This is a genomic window from Rhodococcus sp. ZPP (genome assembly GCF_017656075.1).
In the GTDB taxonomy this organism is placed as follows: Bacteria; Actinomycetota; Actinomycetes; order Mycobacteriales; family Mycobacteriaceae; genus Rhodococcus_F; species Rhodococcus_F oxybenzonivorans.
In genome coordinates, this window is sequence record NZ_CP058638.1 from 1,944,995 (window position 1) to 1,964,251 (window position 19,257).

General features: G+C 66.4%; 13 protein-coding genes. 7 read left to right on the forward strand and 6 right to left on the reverse strand.

Features of this window, described 5'->3' with window-relative positions:
- The first annotated feature begins 74 nt into the window (after positions 1–74).
- Positions 75–722 carry a GAF domain-containing protein gene (locus tag HYG77_RS09235; RefSeq protein ID WP_208962477.1) on the forward strand — a complete coding sequence of 216 codons (648 nt, stop codon included), beginning with the start codon at positions 75–77 and terminating at the stop codon, positions 720–722.
- Positions 723–1,238: 516 nt separating this feature from the next.
- Here HYG77_RS09235 and HYG77_RS09240 read toward each other — a convergent pair.
- On the reverse strand, positions 1,239–3,479 hold the full coding sequence (locus tag HYG77_RS09240; protein WP_208962478.1) for an NADP-dependent isocitrate dehydrogenase: 2,241 nt from the start codon (positions 3,477–3,479) through the stop codon (positions 1,239–1,241).
- Between the two features lie 369 nt (positions 3,480–3,848).
- Between HYG77_RS09240 and HYG77_RS09245 the strand changes: the two genes are divergently transcribed.
- Positions 3,849–6,995: a multicopper oxidase domain-containing protein gene (locus tag HYG77_RS09245; RefSeq protein ID WP_208962479.1), complete on the forward strand. Its 3,147-nt coding sequence runs from the start codon at positions 3,849–3,851 to the stop codon at positions 6,993–6,995.
- Positions 6,996–7,003: 8 nt separating this feature from the next.
- On the opposite strand, the gene HYG77_RS09250 is transcribed toward HYG77_RS09245, so the two are convergent.
- Genes HYG77_RS09250 through HYG77_RS09265 form a run of 4 tightly spaced genes read right to left on the reverse strand, consistent with a single transcriptional unit; the run spans position 7,004 to position 12,210 of the window.
- Positions 7,004–7,645, reverse strand: a complete 642-nt coding sequence (locus HYG77_RS09250; RefSeq protein ID WP_244373571.1) for a PepSY domain-containing protein — start codon at positions 7,643–7,645, stop codon at positions 7,004–7,006.
- A gap of 35 nt (positions 7,646–7,680) precedes the next feature.
- On the reverse strand, positions 7,681–8,652 hold the full coding sequence (locus HYG77_RS09255; protein ID WP_109327453.1) for an antibiotic biosynthesis monooxygenase: 972 nt from the start codon (positions 8,650–8,652) through the stop codon (positions 7,681–7,683).
- A 10-nt stretch (positions 8,653–8,662) separates the two neighbouring features.
- On the reverse strand, positions 8,663–11,386 hold the full coding sequence (locus tag HYG77_RS09260) for a molybdopterin cofactor-binding domain-containing protein (RefSeq protein ID WP_208962480.1): 2,724 nt from the start codon (positions 11,384–11,386) through the stop codon (positions 8,663–8,665).
- The gene (locus HYG77_RS09265) at positions 11,383–12,210 is read right to left on the reverse strand and encodes an FAD binding domain-containing protein (protein ID WP_109327449.1); all 828 of its coding nucleotides are present in this window, start codon (positions 12,208–12,210) and stop codon (positions 11,383–11,385) included. Before HYG77_RS09265 ends, HYG77_RS09260 begins: the two co-directional genes overlap by 4 nt.
- A 177-nt stretch (positions 12,211–12,387) precedes the next feature.
- On the opposite strand from HYG77_RS09265, the gene HYG77_RS09270 reads away from it, so the two are divergent.
- From HYG77_RS09270 to HYG77_RS09285, 4 genes are all read left to right on the forward strand, one after another.
- Positions 12,388–13,887, forward strand: coding sequence for a carboxyl transferase domain-containing protein (locus HYG77_RS09270; protein WP_109327447.1), 1,500 nt, complete (start codon positions 12,388–12,390; stop codon positions 13,885–13,887).
- A 125-nt stretch (positions 13,888–14,012) separates the two neighbouring features.
- A complete protein-coding gene (locus tag HYG77_RS09275) occupies positions 14,013–15,077 on the forward strand; it encodes an alpha/beta hydrolase family protein (RefSeq protein ID WP_208962481.1) in 1,065 nt (354 codons plus the stop codon).
- Between the two features lie 78 nt (positions 15,078–15,155).
- Positions 15,156–15,323: a hypothetical protein gene (locus tag HYG77_RS09280; RefSeq protein ID WP_201453514.1), complete on the forward strand. Its 168-nt coding sequence runs from the start codon at positions 15,156–15,158 to the stop codon at positions 15,321–15,323.
- A gap of 87 nt (positions 15,324–15,410) precedes the next feature.
- Positions 15,411–17,330, forward strand: a complete 1,920-nt coding sequence (locus HYG77_RS09285; protein WP_208962482.1) for a propionyl-CoA synthetase — start codon at positions 15,411–15,413, stop codon at positions 17,328–17,330.
- 21 nt (positions 17,331–17,351) lie between these two features.
- Here HYG77_RS09285 and HYG77_RS09290 read toward each other — a convergent pair whose 3' ends face one another.
- Positions 17,352–17,936: a TetR/AcrR family transcriptional regulator gene (locus tag HYG77_RS09290; RefSeq protein ID WP_208962483.1), complete on the reverse strand. Its 585-nt coding sequence runs from the start codon at positions 17,934–17,936 to the stop codon at positions 17,352–17,354.
- 92 nt (positions 17,937–18,028) lie between these two features.
- Between HYG77_RS09290 and HYG77_RS09295 the strand changes: the two genes are divergently transcribed.
- Positions 18,029–19,252, forward strand: a complete 1,224-nt coding sequence (locus tag HYG77_RS09295; protein ID WP_208962484.1) for an MFS transporter — start codon at positions 18,029–18,031, stop codon at positions 19,250–19,252.
- Positions 19,253–19,257: the final 5 nt, after the last annotated feature.

Consider the following 19,257-nt stretch of genomic DNA (forward strand, 5'->3'; position numbering starts at 1 on the left):
TTCGGTGGGCAACGGAGGTTCGTGGCGTGAGCCGCGGGATGTTTGCAGTCGCCCAGTTTGGGCAAGTGGGGGAAATGAGCGCCGAACAAAACCAAACTCGTCCCGACGACGATCACACGGTGTCCCTGCTCACCCGCACTCGCATCCTGTGCGGGCAATGCTCGGACGTCGTCGGTGTCGACGGCGCGGCCGTCGCGGTGTTCGCCAGCGACACCAGTCGGGACCTGATGTACGCCACCGACATCACCGCCGAACGGATCGACGAACTCGAATTCACCCGCGGCGAGGGCCCCGGCCTCGCCGCGTATCGCTCATCGGTGCCCGAACTACACCCCGATCTAACGGAGCCCGCCGCAACGACACGGTGGCCGATGTTCGCCCCCGAGATATTCGACCTCGGCGTTCGCGCCGTCTTCGCCTTCCCTCTCCGTATGTTCAACGGGGCCCGCATCGGTGTCCTCGAGCTCCACCGCACCCAGCCCGGCCGGCTCGATGCCCAGCACTATCGGGCCGCGGCCAACTACGCCGCTGCCCTCGGCCCGATCGTGGTCGAGGAACTCGATCCCTCGCGCCACCCGACGGTGATCGACCCCGCCTGTCTCCGCGCGGCAAGGTGCACGTGGCCGCCGGAATGGCGGCCGTCCAGCTTCGGGTCTCTCCTACCGATGCCCTCGCCCGACTACGGGCGATGGCGTTCGCGCAACACCGCAGGATCACGGTGATCGCCCAGGACATCCTCACCGCCCGACTGAAGTTCCGCCCCGAGGGTTCCGGCGGCACCTGATCTGCGCCGACGGCAGTGCAGTTCCATGCACCCTTGTCGGGACTGATCGGAACAACCCCTTTATGTGGACGCATCCAGCGTTGTCCCGAGTGACTCGAGATCTAAAAAGTGACAGGGTTCGCGGAACCACAAACGAACGACTCGCGGACCCTTCTCCCCGGTACCGCTCCGTGTCACTCATGGTTTGTGAGTACCGGGCTGCGATGACTACAGTTCTGCAGCTATCGCCCGAAATTGCGAACTATCTTGCCGGCATCCGATGGTGTTGGCGGAATATCTGATTGACGCCCCGACACGTACACCGAGGCCGGCGACCGCGCCTGCGCGCCGGCCACGCTCTCACGCTGGGTTGCGGGGATTGAGCATAACCACCGTCGCGGCGGGCTACCCCGCACCCCGGTGGCAACGAGGTCGTCGCGACCACGCCGTCCGGGATCCGCCGCGACGATCGGGCTCAGCGTTGGGCGGCAGCCAGCGTGGTGTTCAAAGTCTTGCTCGGACGCATCACGGCGACGGTCTTCTCGCTGTCCGGCTTGTAGTAGCCGCCGATGTCAACCGGCGCGCCCTGCACCTCGATCAGCTCCCGCACGATCGTGTCCTCGTCCCTGGCCAGCGCCTCGGCAAGCGGGGCGAACTGCTCCGCGAGTTCCTGGTCCTCGGTCTGCGCGGCAAGTTCCTGCGCCCAGTACATCGCAAGGTAGAACTGACTGCCCCGGTTGTCGAGCTCGCCGGTCTTGCGCGACGGGCTCTTGTTCGTCTCCAGCAGCTTGCCGGTCGCTGCATCGAGCGTCTTTGCCAGTATCTTGGCGCGTTCGTTGCCGGCCTTGATGCCGAGGTCCTCCAGGCTGACGGCCAACGCCAGGAACTCACCGAGCGAATCCCAGCGCAGGTGGTTCTCCTCCACCAACTGCTTGACGTGCTTGGGCGCAGACCCGCCTGCGCCCGTCTCGTACAGGCCACCGCCCGCCATCAGCGGCACGATCGACAGCATCTTGGCGCTCGTGCCGAGTTCGAGGATCGGGAACAGATCGGTGAGATAGTCGCGCAAGATGTTGCCGGTCGCGGCGATGGTGTCCATCCCGCGGATCAGTCGCTCCAGCGTGTACCGCATCGAGCGCACCTGCGACATGATGTGAATGTCGAGGCCCTCGGTGTCATGATCCTGCAAGTACAACTCGACCTTCTTGATCAGCTCGTTCTCGTGAGGACGGTACGGGTCGAGCCAGAACAGGACCGGCATGCCGGAGTTGCGTGCCCGGGTGACCGCTAGCTTGACCCAGTCGCGGATCGGCGCGTCCTTGACGGTGCACATGCGCCAGATGTCGCCCGCCTCGACGTGCTGGGTGAGCAGCACCTCACCGGTGTCGACATCGACGAAGTTGGCGTCGCCCTCCTCCGGAATCTCGAAAGTCTTGTCGTGCGAGCCGTACTCCTCCGCCTTCTGCGCCATGAGCCCGACATTGGGGACGGTACCCATGGTCGTCGGGTCGAACGCGCCGTTGGTCTTACAGAAGTTGATGATTTCCTGGTAGATGCGCGCGAAAGTGGACTCCGGCATCACCGCTTTGACGTCCTTGGGTCTTCCGTCGGCGCCGTACATCTTCCCGCCCGAGCGGATCATCGCGGGCATCGAGGCGTCCACGATGACGTCGCTGGGTGAATGGAAGTTCGAGATGCCGCGGGCGGAATCGACCATGGCCAACTCGGGACGGTGCTCATGGCAGTTGTGTAGGTCCTGATTGATTTCGTCGCGCTGCGTGCTGGGCAGCGTCTCGATCTTGTCGTACAGGTCGCCGAGACCATTGTTGACGTTCACGCCCAGCTCGTCGAACAGCTTCTGGTGCTTCGCGAAGGCGTCCTTGTAGAACGTCTTCACCGCGTGACCGAAGACGATGGGGTGCGAGACCTTCATCATCGTCGCCTTGACGTGGAGGGAGAACATCACGCCCGTCTTGCGCGCATCCTCCATCTGTTCCTCGTAGAAGTCGAGCAACGCCGTCTTGCTCATGAACATGCTGTCCATGATGTCGCCCTCGCCCAGGTCCACCTCGGGCTTGAGGACGATCGTCTCGCCGCCTTTGGTCACCAGCTCCATCCGGACCTTGCGCGGCCGGTCCAGCGTCATCGACTTTTCGCCGTGGTAGAAGTCGCCGTGCCGCATGTGCGCGACGTGGCTGCGCGAGGCCATCGACCACTCACCCATGCTGTGCGGGTGCTTGCGGACGTACTCCTTCACCGCCTTGGGTGCGCGGCGATCGGAGTTGCCCTCACGCAGGACCGGGTTGACCGCGCTGCCGAGGATCCTGCCGTAGCGCTGCCGGATCTCACGTTCCTCGTCGGTCTTCGGGGGGTCCGGGAAGTCCGGAATCTGGTAGCCCTTGCCCTGGAGCTCCTTGATGGCGGCCAGGAGCTGCGGCACAGACGCGCTGATGTTGGGCAGCTTGATGATGTTGGTCTCGGGCAGTTGTGTCAGACGACCCAGCTCGGCGAGGTTGTCCGGGACACGCTGCTCTTCGGTCAGACAGTCGGGGAACTCGGCCAGGATGCGCGCCGGCACCGAGATGTCGCTGGACTCGACCTCGATGCCCGCGGCGCCGGCGAAGGTGCGCACGATTGGCAAGAAGGCGTAGGTCGCGAGCAACGGCGCCTCGTCGGTCAGCGTGTAGAGGATGGTCGACTGTTTGTCGGCGCTCATGGTTGATCTCCCGCGTTAGTTCGGTCCGCTTACGAAGAGCTATGCGTGCGGCTACGGTATCGCGTCGGGTAACAGGCTACGTGCGACACCACCACGACCATATACAAGCGCCGGTACTCGAACTCCACTTGTCCACGGCTGGTTTCGTCGACCGCTCGAACACTCCAGTGGGCAGTCGCGTCGAGCAACTGGGCAAGTCTCCGAGGGCCCGCCGAATCTCTACCTTGAACGTCGGGCGCTCGACGACCGCCCCGCGCTGGGCCGCGAGTGGGTGAAGGCGCGAATCCCCTGATTGCGGCCGTGCGTGCCGTGTAGCGTTCGATATGTCGATCGGCGCTGCTCACGTGCGGTCGTGGAACGGGGAACGTCATGGTCGTCCGTCGCAGAAGGCCGGTCGTCCTGGTCGCTGTCACGATGGTCATGTCGCTCACTCTGATGTTCGCCGGCTGCGCATCCGACACGACCACCGCGGGTGGTGGCAATTCCGGGCCGGACGGCGCACCCGTCGCGTACCAGGAGCCGGTGAAGCTGACGAGCGACGGCGGGGTCCTCGAAGTGCGGCTCTCGGCCCATCAGGGCACCGTCGACCTCGACACCGCCTCGGCGCCGGTATCGAATTTTCTGCTCTTCGGGTACGAGGTTCTCCGAGGCACGGCCTCCGACGGTTCGACGGAGGCCGACGGCGTCTACCCGGCCCCGACGCTGCGGGTCGATCCGGGTGAGCGTCTGATCATCCATTACGACAACGACCTGCAGAACCTGACGATCGAAGATTTCTACGATCCCGCCTTCACACCCGCAGGTGGGGACGTACCGATCTACCCGCCGCCTCTGACGTCGTCACCGCTCAATCTCCACACCCACGGACTGCATGTCAGTCCGGACGGCAACGCCGACAACGTCCTACTCGACATCCCGGCGGGCAAAGGCAACGTCTACGACTACGCGGTGCCGAAGGACATGCCGAACGGCCTGTACTGGTATCACAGCCACCGCCACACGGTCACGGCGCAGCAGACGTATCTCGGACTCGCGGGACTCCTCGAGATCGGGCGTCCCGACGGCAACCTGCCGCTGGTGACCGAGCACGACATCCCGATCCGGGACATGGCGTTGCAGTACAACTTCGTGTTCGACCGCAAGGGCGGCGGGCATCAGCTGAACGACCCGAACTGGCCGCAGTACGTGAGCACGCTGACGCCCCCCGAAGGCGACCAGCTCGCCGACGGCACGTACTCGCCGAGCCTGGCCCCGGTGAACTTCTCGGAAACGTCGGAGGGCGCCCAGTACTTCACCAACTGGTACAGCGGACCGCTGTCGCCCGCCAACCACCGGGGACAGAACCAGTTCGTGCCCGGCAACCTGCAGAGTTTCAGCAGCGACACGACAAACATCCCCGCGGATCCGTCCCTGCCGGACAATCAGCGCGATGTGCAGTACACGGTGAACGGCCAGTTCCAGCCGGAACTGAAGCTGAAGCCGGGACAGACCGAAATCTGGGTGCTCGCGAACATCAGCGACTTCGCCTACATGCCGCTGCGCCTCACCGAGACGGCGACGGGCAACCACCCGAAATTCGCGGTAGTCGGCCAGGACGGAAATCCCTTCCCCCAGGTCGAGAGGCCCGTCGGCGGTGACGGGACCCGGCTCGTCATCCCGCCGGCGTCGCGGTACGCGATTGCGGTAACGATGCCGCAGACCGGCGACCTGGTGCTGGACATGCCGCCCTTGGACAACGCGCAGCCGGTCAGCAATCCCGGTGTGCTGTACACGAACGACGGCACCGAGAACCCGCCCGCTGTTCTGGGCACCGTCACCGTCGACCCGTCGGTCATCAGCTACGCCGACGGCTTCTTCACCTTTCCCACGCAGAAACTCGTCCAGGCCACCCCGGACGACGGGCAGGGACGGACCACACCGTTCGAACCCGGGCAGAAACTCGACGCCTACACGTCTTTCGTCGACACGTCGGCGATGACGCCCGACGTCAAACGCACCCTCACCGTCTCGGGCGGTTTCGGCAACGAGAAAGCCAGCAACAGCGACCCCAAGGCATTCACCTACGAGTTCGACGACAACACCTTCCCCAATATTCCCTTGATCCAGCCGCGGCTGAACTCCGTCGAGGAGTGGCTGATCACCAATCTCAACAACGACGAACACCCGATGCACATCCACGTCAACGACTTTCAGGTTACCGAGATCGTGGACCCGGTCGCCGGCACGAGGACAGGGGTGCAGATGTGGGGTGAGGACAACGTCAACGTGCCGGCGCCGGTGACCGACGCGAACGAGAACCCGCTCGTACCGGCCTCGGTGACGCTGCGCACGAAGTTCACCGAGTACATCGGCACCTTCGTCATCCACTGCCATCGACTCAACCACGAGGACAACGGGCTGATGGCCACTGTCAACGTGATCCCCGAGGTGTCGACGTACGCGGTCGCGGTACCTGGATCACCGGGAGGGGCGGCGACCGTGCAGGTCTACGACGGCAACGGTGACAGGCTCGTCTCGACCGCCACGCCCTTTCCCTCGTTCGAGGGAACGCCGACCGTCGCCATGGCCGACGTCGACGGCGACATGGTGCTCGACCTCGTGGCCGGCACGGGTGCGGGGGTGGCACCCGAGGTGGTGGCCTACGACGGAGCAGACGGGTTCCTCTCCGAGCTCACCCGTTTCGCGCCCTTCGACGCGGAATTCCGCGGTGGTGTCACTGTCGCAGGCGCGGACATCGACGGCAACGCCCTGGCCGACAACATCATCGTCGGCTCCGGTCCCGGAATCGAGTCGGAAGTGAAGATTTTCGGTCTTCCCGGCGAGAAGGGCACGGCCCCCGGGTTGTTCGGGAGCTTCACGCCGTACCCAGGTTCGACGTCGGGTGTCACGGTTGCCACCGGCATGGTCGACGCCGTCTCGGGCCGGGACAGCATCGTTACCGCGCCCGGTCCGGGTGAAGCACCCCGCGTGAAGACATTTCGCTACGACCTGTACACCCAGACCGCTGCGGCCGAGGCGAGCGGTTCGACGGACGAGCATGCCGGCCACGCTGCCGGGCCCGTGACCACCACGGACTTCCTGGCCTTCGACGAGAGCTATACCGGTGGCGTCTCCCTGTCGACCGGGTGGGTCGCGGGCGCCGAGGGCGGCGCTCAGAGCATCGTCGCCGGCCAGCTCGGCGGCGACGGCACGGTTCGCGTCTGGTCGAGCGGTTCACGACTCGACGGCGAACCGGCGATGTATCTCGAGAGCCCCAACCATCATTCAGGGCCCGTCACCTTCACGCAGATCGCCGCCTTCGTGCCGTTCCCGGGCAGTGGCGTGCAGGTGGCCACGACGAGCACCACCACGGGCGCAGATCTACTCGTCAGTGGTGCCGGACCGGGCGGCGCCGAGATCCGCAAGTTCGAACTCGGCAGGGCCGACCCGCAGGCCGGCACCCTGGTGCCGTCCCCGCTGGGCGTTCTCCCCCCGCTGCCTGCACCGAGCGGACCGGTGCCGCTCGGTGGGCGGTAGATCGTCCGTCAGTTGTCGGGTACCACCACGCCGGTGGCGGCATCGACGTTCACGTCGTAGTCCCATCCCCTGCCGTCGCGAATATGCACGTGCCACACCGTTTTACCGTCCCGCTGCTGTTCCTCCGAGGAGACCACCGTGCCCCCGGGCACCGTCGCCAGGGCAGTCTGCTCGGCCTGCTGCTGGGTAACCGCCTGCGACGCGGCCGGCACGGAGGGGGTGGTCGCAGCCTCGTCGTCGTCCCGGTCCTGGTCCTCGGATACGACTGTGCCGTTGGCAGCGTCGACGTTCACGTCGTAGTCCCAGCCCCTGCCGTCGCGAATATGCACGTGCCAGACGGTCTTACCGTCCCGCTTCACCTCTTCGGACGAGACGACCGTGCCTCCGGGCACCGTCGCCAGAGCGATCTGTTCGGCCTGTTGCTTGCCCACCGCCGTCGAGGCCGCCGTCCCACTGGGCGAGGTGCCGGCGCCAGTCGTGGTTGCCGAATCCGTCGTGGTTGCCGAATCCGTCGTGGTGACGGCTGCCGTGGCACTGGTCTGCGAACCGGAGTCGTCGGCGCTGTCCGAGCCACAACCTCCCAGGAGCAGTGCCGATGCCATGGCAAGGGCGGTCAGGCTCGTACCTCGCACGGTTTTCGCGGTCATCATCGATCCTTCCGTTGACGGTGTCGGGGGCGCTGCTGTCAGGGCAGCGTCCAGAACTGGGTGGTCACCAGAAAGAAGACGAGCACCCAGAACACATTGGCGGCTGCGACGAGCGCGATCCCTCTGACGTTGGACTTCACCTTCGACGCACCCGCTGGGGGCCGCAGCCACCGCCCCAGGAGCGGGTTCACGTAGTGGGGCATCGTCAGGAAACTCATGGTGAAGCTGGACAGCAGATTGCCGACGAGCATTCCGAGCCACAGCGGCATCCGCAACGGCGACAGCGCAAGTGTGAGCAGCACGACGGTGGGATACAGGCCGACCCAGACAGCGATGGAGGTTTTGGTCTCCGACGGCGGCGGGGCCTCCTTGCCGTTCTCGTCGAACGCGAACCAACTGCCGAAGGAGTTGTCGACGGTGCGTAACTCGAAGTCGGAGAACTCTTCACCCTCCGCCAGCAGCTCCTGCCGCTTCTTCGAGGTGAGCCAGGTGTCGAGGTGCGCCGCGGTGTCGTAGCGGTACAGCGCGGTCCACTCGTCCTGCACGCCCTCGACGGGACGGAAGAGTTCACTGCCCCGGAACCCCTCGAACCTGCTCTCTTCCAGGCGCAGTCGCTCCTGCCAGTCGAGGAAGGCGGTGACGTTGCCGGACGCGACGCGATGTGACACGACGACGGTGACGAGCGGGTCGTGGGGTCGGGTGTCCCCGCCGAGGACCTGCTGGGTGGCGGGACCGTCGACGTACCGCTGCCCCACGTCGAGGTGCTCCTGCCGGGTGGCGCTGTTGATCCAGGCCTGCACGTGAGCGATGGAATCGAAGCGGTAGACCACCACCCAGTCGGGTTGCACGTCGGTCGGTGCGGTGATCTCCGCGCCCATGAACCCGGCGTAATCCGAGGCGGCGGCATTCATGTCCTCTTGCCACGTCTCGAAGGCCTGCTCGCAACCGGCGCGGACCTTCTGGCCGATGATCACCGTCGCGGCGCCGCTGTCGATCCGTTCCGCGCGCATCGCCGCCGCCCTACGCCTGCGCCGTCACAACGCTCGTCGACTCCCCGAGCCGTCGGTAGATGCGCTCGGGTGTCAACGGCAACTCCCGGTAGCGCACACCGGTCGCGTCGTGCAGGGCATTGGCCAACGCCGGCGCCACCGGGTTGATACAGCACTCCGCCATGCCTTTGGACCGCATCGGGCCGACAGAATCCGACGAGTCGACCAGCAACACCTCCGTGCGCGGGACGTCGGCGTACGTGGGGATGCGGTAGTTCCGCAGGCTCGGGTTGATCATCGTGCCGGTGTGGTCGACGTGGTAGTTCTCGGTCAGCGCGAACCCGATGCCCTGGGCCACGCCGCCCTCGATCTGGCCGCGCACCTGAGCCGGGTTGATGACAACGCCGGCGTCGGTGGCATGAACGCTGTAGAGGATGCGGACCTCGCCCGTGATCCGGTGAACGGCGATACGGAAGCCGTGGGTATTCGACACCACGCTGCGCGGCGAGCCGTACGCCTTGCGCGCCGCGGTGAACCGGATACCGCGTCGGTGTGCCGCATCGAGGAGTTCGCCGAGCGAGACGCGGACGCCACCACAGACAACGCCGTCGTCGTCCATCGAGCAGTCGGACAAATCGGACCGGGTGTGTGCGGCAGCGAAGGCCAGGATGCGGTCGCGGAGGGCGTCGGATGCCCGCAGCACGGCGTTGCCGGCGACGAACAGGCCCGCGCTCGCGAACGCTCCTGTGTCGAAACCGGTCCGGTCGGTGTCGGACTGCACGAGCCGCACCCGCGCGGGTGTGGTGCCGAGCTGGTTGGCGGCGATCTGCACATGCGCGGTGGACGTTCCCTCCCCGAATTCGACCGTGCCGACTGCTAATTCGTAGACACAGTCGTCACCGAGTGTCAGCCACGCCTCCGAGATGTGCTCCGTGGGCGGGGCGGTCTCGTGCACAGAACTGGCGGTACCCGTGCCGATCAGCCAGTGGCCACCGAGCGCCTTCCCGTCCGCACTGCGCGAGAGGGCAGCGTCGACGAGGTCGATGCACTGGCCGAGGCCGTCCTCGTTGAAGGCGACGTCGTCCGGCCGGTCGTCGATTGCCACGAGGGAATCCCCGGGGCGCACGATGTTGCGTCTGCGCAGTTCCAGCGGATCGATGTCGAGGGCGACCGCGAGTTCGTGCATCGCGGACTCCACCGCGAACGCCGGCTGAGTCATGCCGTACCCGCGCAGCGCACCACTCGGCACCGTGTTCGTGTAGACGGAGTACGCGTCGAACTTCTTGTTGCGGCACCGGTACATCGAGATGGCGGCTCCGGCCGCGAACAGGGTCTCGCCCCCGTGATTGCCGTAGGCGCCCGTGTTCGACACGTTGCGCACCCCGAACGCGGTGAGCGTGCCGTCGGCCCGCGCTCCCAAGGTGATCGTCAACGTCATCGGGTGCCGCGGCGATGCCGTCGTGAACTCCTCCTCCCGGGTGTACTCGAAGCAGACCGGACGCCCGGTGTCGAGGGCGGCGAGCGCCACCAGATCCTCGGTGATCACCTCCTGCTTGCCACCGAAACCGCCACCGACACGCTTGCAGAACACACGCAGCTGATCGGGACGCAGGTCGAAGAGATGGGCCAGCTTGACCTTGGCGATGGAAGGCGACTGCGAGCTGGTGCGCACGTGCAGCCTGCCGTCCTCCATCCACGCGATCGACCCGTGCGTCTCGAGATGCGCGTGCTGTACGCGCGGGGAGAAGTAGGTGCCCTCGTGGATCACGTCGGCCTCGGCCAGCCCCGCCTCGAGGTCACCGATGTTCCCGTGGAGTTCGAGGAGGATGTTGTGGTCGGGGTCCCGTACGAAGGGGTCGTCCGAGCCGTGCAGCCGAGGCGCCCCGTCCGCCATCGCTTCCTCCGGGTCGAACACCGCAGGCAGCATGTCGTATTCGACCACCACCTTGCGGCATCCCTCCTCGGCGGCGGCGACGGTGTCGGCGAGTACCGCAACCACCCGCTGCCCGGCGAACCGCACGGTGTCGTCGAGGATGTAGGTGTCGTCGGGGTCGACGAGGTGATCGGTGTGGATTGCCGTGGTGAACCTCTTGCGGGGCACGTCCTGCCACGTGTACACCCGCAGCACCCCGGGAACGGCGAGCGCCGCGGTCTTGTCGATGGAGACGATGCGCGCATGGGCGTGCGGGGAGTGCAGCACCTTCAGCTGCAGCATGCCCTCGATCTCGGTGTCCATGGTGAACTCGGCGCGGCCCGTGACCACTTCGGTGGCTGCGGGCGCTCCCACACTGGTGCCGACGGCCTTGCCCGGCAGCGCTTCCTCGATCTCGGTGACACCGTTGATCGCGTCTTCGATCGCCCGGTACCCGGTGCAACGGCACAAGTTACCCTTCAGCGCGCGAGGCAGATCCGCCTTCTGCGCGTCCGTGAACGTCGCCGAAGTCATGATCATGCCGGCAGTGCAGAAACCGCACTGAAAGCCCGGCGCATCGCGGAAGCAGCGCTGCACCGGGTGCAGATTTTCGGGTGAGACCAGCCCCTCGATGGTCGTCACCTCGTGGCCGTCGGCCCGGAAAGCAGGGGTGATGCAGCTGTGCACAGGGACGCCGTCGAGCCACACCGTGCACGCGCCGCAATCGCCCGCGTCGCATCCCTTCTTCACACCGTGATGGCCCAGTGCGCGCACGAAGGTGCGCAGGCACTGGCCCGGCTCGGGTTGTTCGTCGAACGTCTTGCCGTTCACGGTGTACGTCATGACAGTTCTCCCGGTGCCAGTTCACTGCGAATCTCTTCGGCGAAGTGTTTCGCCAGGTGACGGCGGTGGTCGGGAGTGCCGTTCGGATCGTCGAACCACACGTCGGCGGGTAGGTCGTCGATGCTGTGGCGCAACGCGTCGGCATCGGGCATGGAGTCGAACGACAGGCGCACCGGACGGGTGGTGCCCGCAGTCAGGGTGAGCAGAAAGTCGTCGGTTCCGGGCGACTGCGTGGCGATCAGGAAGATCGTGGAACGACCCAACTGCGTAAGCGTGAAACGACGGTGGGTGTGACGCTTACGCAAGGCACTCACCGGAATGTCGATGCGCCGCAGGATGTCACCCGGCGCGAGGATGTTGCGGTGATCTCCCGTCACGAAGTCGACGGCATCGACGGTGCGTTCGGATCCGTCGGCATTCCAGAGCGTGTACGTCGCCTCCAGCGCGACGGTCAGCGTGATCATCGGGCCGGCAGGCAGTGACATGCAGATGTTGCCGCCGACTGTCGCCGAATTCCATACCTTGAACGACGCCAGAAACGCCTCGCAACTCGTGGCCAGCAACGGGCCGGCGAGCCAGTCGCCCGGCGGCTCCAGCGCATACAGCTCCCGGATCGTGCACGTGGCACCGATCTCCAGGCCGGCGTCACCGGCCACCAGCGCATCCCAGCCGAGGGTGGTGATGTCGACGAGGCGGCGGACGTCGGGCTGCGGGACGGAGAACAACCACGTGCCCCCGGCCAGCCAGGCGTCGCCGTCACACCACGCCTCCCCCGGCCTGTCGGATGGTCGTCGAACGACGTCCGTGACAGTGTGGAGATCCATGGGACTGCTCCCCTCGGGGGAAGGTGTCGTTCTCATGCCCAACCTGCATCGACGTCTTCGACTCTAGACACCGGCGACGGTGTGTCGGCGCCGTTTGCGCTGTTCCCGCCGAATGGACTGCCGTCACCCGCCGTAGCAGGCATCGCTCCCTGCGGACGTACCGCTACTCTCAGGGCCATGGCCGCCAAGATCTCCGCCCACGACGTCCTCGAATTGGTGTTGGATCAGGGCAGTTACGTCTCCTGGGACACCACCCCGGTGGACGTGCGGCCCGACGACAAGTACGGAACGGACCTGATGAAGGCCGCCGAGAAGTCGGGCGTCGACGAATCGGTGCTCACCGGAGTCGGCACGGTTCGTGGTCGCCGGGTAGCTGTGATCGCCTGCGAGTTCGCGTTCCTCGCGGGTTCGATCGGGGTGGCGGCGGCCGAACGCATCGTCAGCGCCATCGAGCGGGCAACCCGCGAGGGGCTGCCCCTGCTCGCCTCCCCCACGTCCGGGGGCACGCGGATGCAGGAGGGCACCGTCGCCTTCGTGCAGATGGTCAAGATCGCCGCGGCCGTGGCGACCCACAAGGCGGCGCACCTGCCGTATCTGGTGTATTTGCGCAATCCCACCACCGGCGGAGTTTTCGCGTCCTGGGGTTCACTCGGGCACATCACCGTGGCCGAACCCGGTGCGCTGGTCGGGTTCCTCGGTCCCCGCGTCTACGCGGCGCTCTACGGCGAGAAGTTCCCCGACGGCGTGCAGACGTCGGAAAACCTGTACCGCAACGGTGTCATCGACGGCGTGGTCCCTGCCAGTCGGCTACGGCTCCTAGTGCATCGCGCCCTGCGCGTGCTGATCGACCCTCCTGCCACACCGACGGTCACCGCCGAGATCCCGGACGTCGAAATTCCCGACGTCCCTGCCTGGCAATCGGTGATGCTCTCGCGGCGCGCCGACCGTCCCGGTATCCGTCACCTCCTCCGGCACGCGGCCACGGAGCAGGTCCCGCTCAGCGGAACGGGGCAGGGGGAAACCGAGGGCACCGTGTTGTTGTCGCTGGCGCGGTTCCGCGGTGCCCCCTGTGTTCTCCTGGGCCAGGACCGCGCCGGACAGTCGGCGCTCAATACCATGGGACCGGCCGCCCTGCGCGAGGCCCGTCGGGGCATGCGTCTCGCGGAGGAGTTGCAGATACCACTGGTCCTCGTCATCGACACCCTCGGCGCGGCGCTGTCGAAGGAGGCGGAGGAACGCGGACTGGCCCCGGAAATCGCACGCTGCATCTCCGATCTGGTGACGCTGAAGACTCCGACCGTGTCGGTTCTGCTGGGACAAGGCACCGGCGGCGGGGCGCTGGCCTTCCTTCCCGCGGACCGCGTCCTCGCCGCACAGAACGGCTGGCTGGCGCCGCTGCCGCCGGAAGGTGCCAGTGCCATCGTCCACCGCGACACCACGCACGCCCCGGAGATGGCGGCCGCACAGGGCATCCGTTCCCTCGACCTGCTGCGCGACGGCGTCATCGACGCGATCATTCCCGAGCGACCCGACGCCGCCGACGAACCCGTCGACTTCTCGAAGCGAGTCGGCGAGGCCATTTCCCGCGAACTGCGCACGCTCATCGCTGCGCCCGACGCCGAGCGATTCGCCGCGCGGCTGGCCCGCTACCGGAACCTCGGCCTGCCGAACGGCTAGGTTTCGTCGCCGGCGAACATCGGGTCTTCCGTTTCAGCCGCCGAGAGGAATGTTTCCCCGTTACCGTGAGAGGGAATCAGGATCCAACGGTAGTCGGGCAGTGCAGTCGAGCACGAGGAGCGGCCATGAGCGCGATCGGACACCGTCGGGCGCACCCGATGATCGGACGCTGTCGGGCGCTCCTGATTGTCGCTGTCGTCGCCTCGTCGAGCCTGTTCGGTCAGGTGGCCGTAGCGTCGGCCGACGAGTGGCGAACTCTTCCCACCGACAAGCCGGCCTCGGCGGACGGATCCGTTCTCGACCGCATCGAGGAGATCGACGGCCGTCAATTGAACATGTACGTCTACTCGGCGGCGATGGAGAAAGTGATTCTCCTCGAGGTGATTCGTCCGGCAGACGCCAGCGTGCCTCGCCCTACCTTGTACCTACTCAACGGTGCCGGTGGCGGGCAGGACTCGGCAACCTGGAAGGCCAAGACTGACGTGGTCAGCTTCTTCGCCGACAAGAACGTCAATGTCGTCACCCCTGTCGGCGGCGCGTTCAGTTACTACACCGACTGGCAGAAGCCCGATCCCACTCTCGGCCTCAACAAATGGACCACCTTCCTCACCGAGGAACTTCCCCCGATCGTCGACGCCACACTGGGAACGACCGGCGAGAATGCCATTGCGGGACTGTCGATGTCGGGCACTTCGGTGCTGAGTCTCGCCCAGTCCGCCCCCTCGCTGTATCGGGCGGTCGGCTCCTACAGCGGGTGCGCCGAGACGAGCACCCAGCCCGGCCGAGATTACGTCACCTTCGTGGTCAGCGCCCGCGGCGGAGACGTCGAGAACATGTGGGGACCCCCGGGCGATCCGGACTGGGTGGCCAACGACCCCGTCGTCAACGCCGAAAAATTGCGGGGCATCGACCTCTACATCAGCAACGGTACCGGCCTGCCCGGCCACCACGACACGCTGAACGGTCCGGACGTCAACGGGGACGTAGGCGTCCTGGCCAACCAGGTGATCGTAGGCGGAATCATCGAAGCGGGGACGAACCAGTGCACCTACCGGCTGGCCGACCGGCTGAACTCACTGGGAATCCCCGCCACGTTCGACTTCCATCCCACCGGCACCCACTCGTGGGGCTACTGGCAGGACGACCTGCACAACTCCTGGCCGATGATCGCGTCCTCGCTCGGCATCTAGCGCCGGATCCGGCGGAACTCCCGTTTCGCCTCTCGCCCCGTCGGGTATCCGGCGCGGACCGAGAGGAAGGACGAGCACATGGAACGCGCGAGCGCCAAACACGGACCTCGGCAGGACGACGAAATGAAGCACGAGACAGAAGGAATGATCCGCGGCAACAAACCCACGCGCGCGGAAGAATGGCGCGATCCCGAACCTCCAGCCGACGACGACCCCGATGTCGTGGGTTGGCGCGGTATGGACTGACCCCGCGCCGCGCCGTCCACCGACGTCCACCCGCCATCGCATAGGGTGTTTCAGGTCACAAGGTGAACGGCGAGAGGACGAACATCGATGAGCTCCCCGACAGCGAGCGCCGGACGTACGTACGCAGACGTCTACCGCGAGAGCGTCGAACGTCCCGAGGAGTTCTGGCTGGCGGCCGCAACGGCAGTCGAGTGGGTCGAGGAACCGACGCGCGCCCTCGACGATTCGTCCGCCCCGATGTATCGCTGGTTCCCGGACGCGCGGCTGAACACCTGCTTCAACGCTCTCGACCGGCACGTGCGGGACGGGCGAGGTGATCAGGACGCCCTGATCTACGACTCGGCAATGGCACCCGAGGCTTCCCGCACATACACGTACGCACAGCTGCTCGACGAAGTGTCCCGGTTCGCCGGCGTCCTCGCCGCACAGGGCGTGGTGGCCGGCGACCGGGTGATCGTCTACATGCCGATGATCCCCGAGGCCGCCGTCGCAATGCTCGCCTGCGCCCGCATCGGCGCCGTCCACTCGGTGGTGTTCGGGGGTTTCGCGGCGAAGGAGCTGGCGACACGGATCGACGACGCCGGACCGGTTGTGCTGGTCACGGCATCGGGCGGGCTCGAGCCGGGGCGCACCGTCGAATACCTGCCGATGGTGGCGAAGGCGCTCGAATTGTCGAGCACTCCACCGCATACGGTGATCGTCAAGAATCGCGAGCAGGTACCGGGATCGGCCGCCGACTACCGCAACGACGGAGCCTCCTGGTTCGACTGGGACGCCCTCGCCGCCGATGCCTCGCCCGTTCAGCCGGTTCCCGTCGCTGCCACGGATCCGCTGTACATCCTCTATACGTCCGGAACCACAGGTAAGCCGAAGGGCGTGGTCCGGGACAACGGCGGGCATGCGGTGGCCCTGACCTGGTCGATGACCAACGTCTACGACATCGGCCCGGGTGATGTGTGGTGGACCGCCTCCGACGTGGGCTGGGTGGTCGGTCATTCGTACATCGTCTACGGCCCGTTGCTGGCCGGTGCCACCTCAGTGCTGTACGAGGGCAAACCGGTGGGCACTCCCGACGCCGGGGCGTTCTGGCGGGTGATCTCCGACCACGGGGTAGCCGCACTGTTCACCGCCCCGACCGCGATCCGGGCAGTCCGCAAGGCCGACCCCGAAGCGAAAGAGATTGCCAAATACGATATCTCGTCGTTGAAGACGCTGTTCGCCGCCGGCGAGCGCCTCGACCCCGACACCTATGCGTGGGCCACCCGGGTTCTCGGCCTCCCGGTGGTCGACCACTGGTGGCAGACGGAAACGGGCTGGGCCATCTGCGCCAATCTGCGCGGGCTCGAACCCATGCCCGTCAAAGCCGGCTCCCCCACCGTGCCCGTGCCTGGTTATCGCGTCGAGGTGGTCGACGGTGAGGGTCACGTCGTTCCGGCAGGCACCGAAGGCAATATCGTGATCGGGCTTCCCCTCCCGCCCGGAACCTTGACCGGACTGTGGCGCGACCCGGACCGGTTCGTGAAGTCCTACCTCGCCACCTTCGACGGCTACTACCTCACCGGCGACTCCGGGTACATCGACGAGGACGGGTACGTGTTCGTCCTCGGCCGCAGCGACGACGTCATCAACGTGGCCGGCCATCGGCTCTCGACCGGCAGCATCGAAGCCGTGGTCGCGGGACATCCGGCCGTGGCCGAGTGCGCGGTGGTCGGGATCCGCGACGAGCTGAAGGGACAGCGGCCCAGCGGCTACGTGGTCCTCAAGGCCGGTGTCGACATCGACCCGGAAACACTGCGCGCCGAATTGGTTGCGATGGTGCGCGAGCAGATCGGCGCGGTCGCAACGTTCCGGGACGTCACCGTCGTGGGAGCCCTGCCGAAGACGCGCTCGGGCAAGATACTGCGTAAGACGATGCGTCAGATCGCCGACCACGAGCGGTATACCGTGCCCTCCACCATCGAGGATGTCGCCGTGCTCGAGGCGCTCGAGAAGCAGCTGCGGGACTGACGTCTCCAGGTAACGCGCGCGTCAGGCGTGAACGACCGCATCGAGGGCGGAATCGACGAGTGCCTCGATGCGGTCCTCCGCGAGCGGATCCTGATCGAACAGAATGCGATAGACGATCGGCGCGACGACGTGGTCGATCACGCCCCCGACGGCACCCGGCGCCCCTGAAAACCGTGCGTCCCGTTCCAGAATGGCGTTGATCTGACTCCGGCAGAATGCCGCGCACTTGTACTGGTTCGTGCCGTTGTCGGGGCGGCCCACGTCACCACTCATCACGATGTCGCGCAGCGCGGCCCGGCCCACCGGCGAGGACATCTCCTCCAGATACTCCTGAGCCCACGCAACGAGGTCACCGCGCACACTGCCGGTCTCCCGCGGGGGCGTCTCGGGCCGCAGTCTCTCGATCGCCACGTCGGCGAACACCTCGGTGATGTCGCCCCAGCGCCGGTAGATGGTGGACGGGGTGACGCCGGCGTCGGCCGCGATCATCGGGACGGTGATGTCCCCTCGCTCGCGCTCGTCGAGCAGCTTGCGAGTGGACGCGTGCACCGCTTGCTGGATGCGGGCGCTGCGCCCACCGGGGCGTGGACCTGTGACCGGGCTCATGAGCCCATACTAACGCGAAATCTTTGCATTAAGAATGACGGCAGCGTACGTTCATAAATGCAAACGCTTTGCTTTAAAGCTGGGAGTACCGCATGACGACCCTTGCCGCACCCGACGCTCCACCGAAGTCGCGACCCACACTCGGCCGCGGCGCAGCGTTCACGCTCGTCGCCGTGGTGATCGCCACCCTGCTCGGAGCGTCTGCGGCACCGACACCCCTCTACGAGCTCTACCAGAGCCACTGGGGCTTCTCGTCCCTGCAATCCACCCTGGTCTTCGGGATCTATGCCGTAAGTCTGCTGTTGGCCCTGCTCACCGTCGGTTCTCTCTCGGATTACATCGGCCGACGCCCCGTGCTCGTCACCGCGCTGGCCTTCGAGGCGGTCGCGATGGCCATGTTCGCCTCAGCCGAGAGCCTCGGGCTTCTCCTGGCAGCCCGGGTCGTGCAAGGCTTTGCGACCGGTGCCGCGATCAGCGCGCTCGGATCGACCCTCATCGACCTCGAGCGCAGACCCGGCCGCGGTTCCACCGTCAACAGCATCGCGCCCACGGTGGGTCTCGCGGTCGGCGCCATCGGATCGAGTCTGATCAGCGAGCACCTTCCGCGTCCGACCAGCACCGTGTTCCTCGTCTTCCTCGCGCTCTTCGTCCTCGAGCTCCTGGGTATCTGGGCGGCACCGGAAACGGCCGTGCGGCGGCAGGGCGCACTGGCCTCGATGCGCCCGACGCTCGCGGTACCGTCCCCCGCTCTCGGCATGCTCGTCCTCACGGGGCCGTGCCTGATCGCCGTATGGGCCCTCGGCGGTTTCTACCTGTCGCTCGGCCCCTCACTCGCCCGCAACGCCTTGGACGTCCACACCTCGTTGATCGGCGCCATCATGGTGGCAACACTGACGGGAACCGGGGCGATCGCCGTCTTCGTACTACGCAACGTGGCGGCGCGGCGAGTGCTGCTCGTCGGCACCTCTGCGCTGATCGCCGGTGTGGCCGTCACACTCGTCGGCGCCGAAATATCCTCTGCAGCAATCGTCCTGGCAGGAACAGCCATCGCGGGGGTCGGCTTCGGCGCCGGCTTCCAGGGCACAATCCATACCGTGATGCCCCTGGCCGCGCCCCACGAGCGGGCGGGTCTGCTCTCGACCATCTACGTGATCGCCTACCTGGCCAACAGTGTCCCGGCGCTCCTCGCCGGCTACCTGGTCGGCGAGGTCGGATTGGTCGACACCACCCGCCTCTACGGCGGACTCGTCATCCTGCTCGCCGGGGCCGCCTTCCTCGGCCTCCTTGTGCGCCCAGCGCCTGTGAGTACTTCTTAACCGCC

Coding starts and splice junctions, on each gene's coding strand:
- HYG77_RS09270 (WP_109327447.1), top strand. CDS start 12,388: ATGGCCGCCAAGATCTCCGCCCACGACGTCCTCGAATTGGTGTTGGAT.
- HYG77_RS09240 (WP_208962478.1), bottom strand. CDS start 3,479: ATGAGCGCCGACAAACAGTCGACCATCCTCTACACGCTGACCGACGAG.
- HYG77_RS09285 (WP_208962482.1), top strand. CDS start 15,411: ATGAGCTCCCCGACAGCGAGCGCCGGACGTACGTACGCAGACGTCTAC.
- HYG77_RS09290 (WP_208962483.1), bottom strand. CDS start 17,936: ATGAGCCCGGTCACAGGTCCACGCCCCGGTGGGCGCAGCGCCCGCATC.
- HYG77_RS09275 (WP_208962481.1), top strand. CDS start 14,013: ATGAGCGCGATCGGACACCGTCGGGCGCACCCGATGATCGGACGCTGT.
- HYG77_RS09245 (WP_208962479.1), top strand. CDS start 3,849: ATGGTCGTCCGTCGCAGAAGGCCGGTCGTCCTGGTCGCTGTCACGATG.
- HYG77_RS09295 (WP_208962484.1), top strand. CDS start 18,029: ATGACGACCCTTGCCGCACCCGACGCTCCACCGAAGTCGCGACCCACA.
- HYG77_RS09265 (WP_109327449.1), bottom strand. CDS start 12,210: ATGGATCTCCACACTGTCACGGACGTCGTTCGACGACCATCCGACAGG.
- HYG77_RS09255 (WP_109327453.1), bottom strand. CDS start 8,652: ATGCGCGCGGAACGGATCGACAGCGGCGCCGCGACGGTGATCATCGGC.
- HYG77_RS09280 (WP_201453514.1), top strand. CDS start 15,156: ATGGAACGCGCGAGCGCCAAACACGGACCTCGGCAGGACGACGAAATG.
- HYG77_RS09250 (WP_244373571.1), bottom strand. CDS start 7,645: ATGATGACCGCGAAAACCGTGCGAGGTACGAGCCTGACCGCCCTTGCC.
- HYG77_RS09260 (WP_208962480.1), bottom strand. CDS start 11,386: ATGACGTACACCGTGAACGGCAAGACGTTCGACGAACAACCCGAGCCG.
- HYG77_RS09235 (WP_208962477.1), top strand. CDS start 75: ATGAGCGCCGAACAAAACCAAACTCGTCCCGACGACGATCACACGGTG.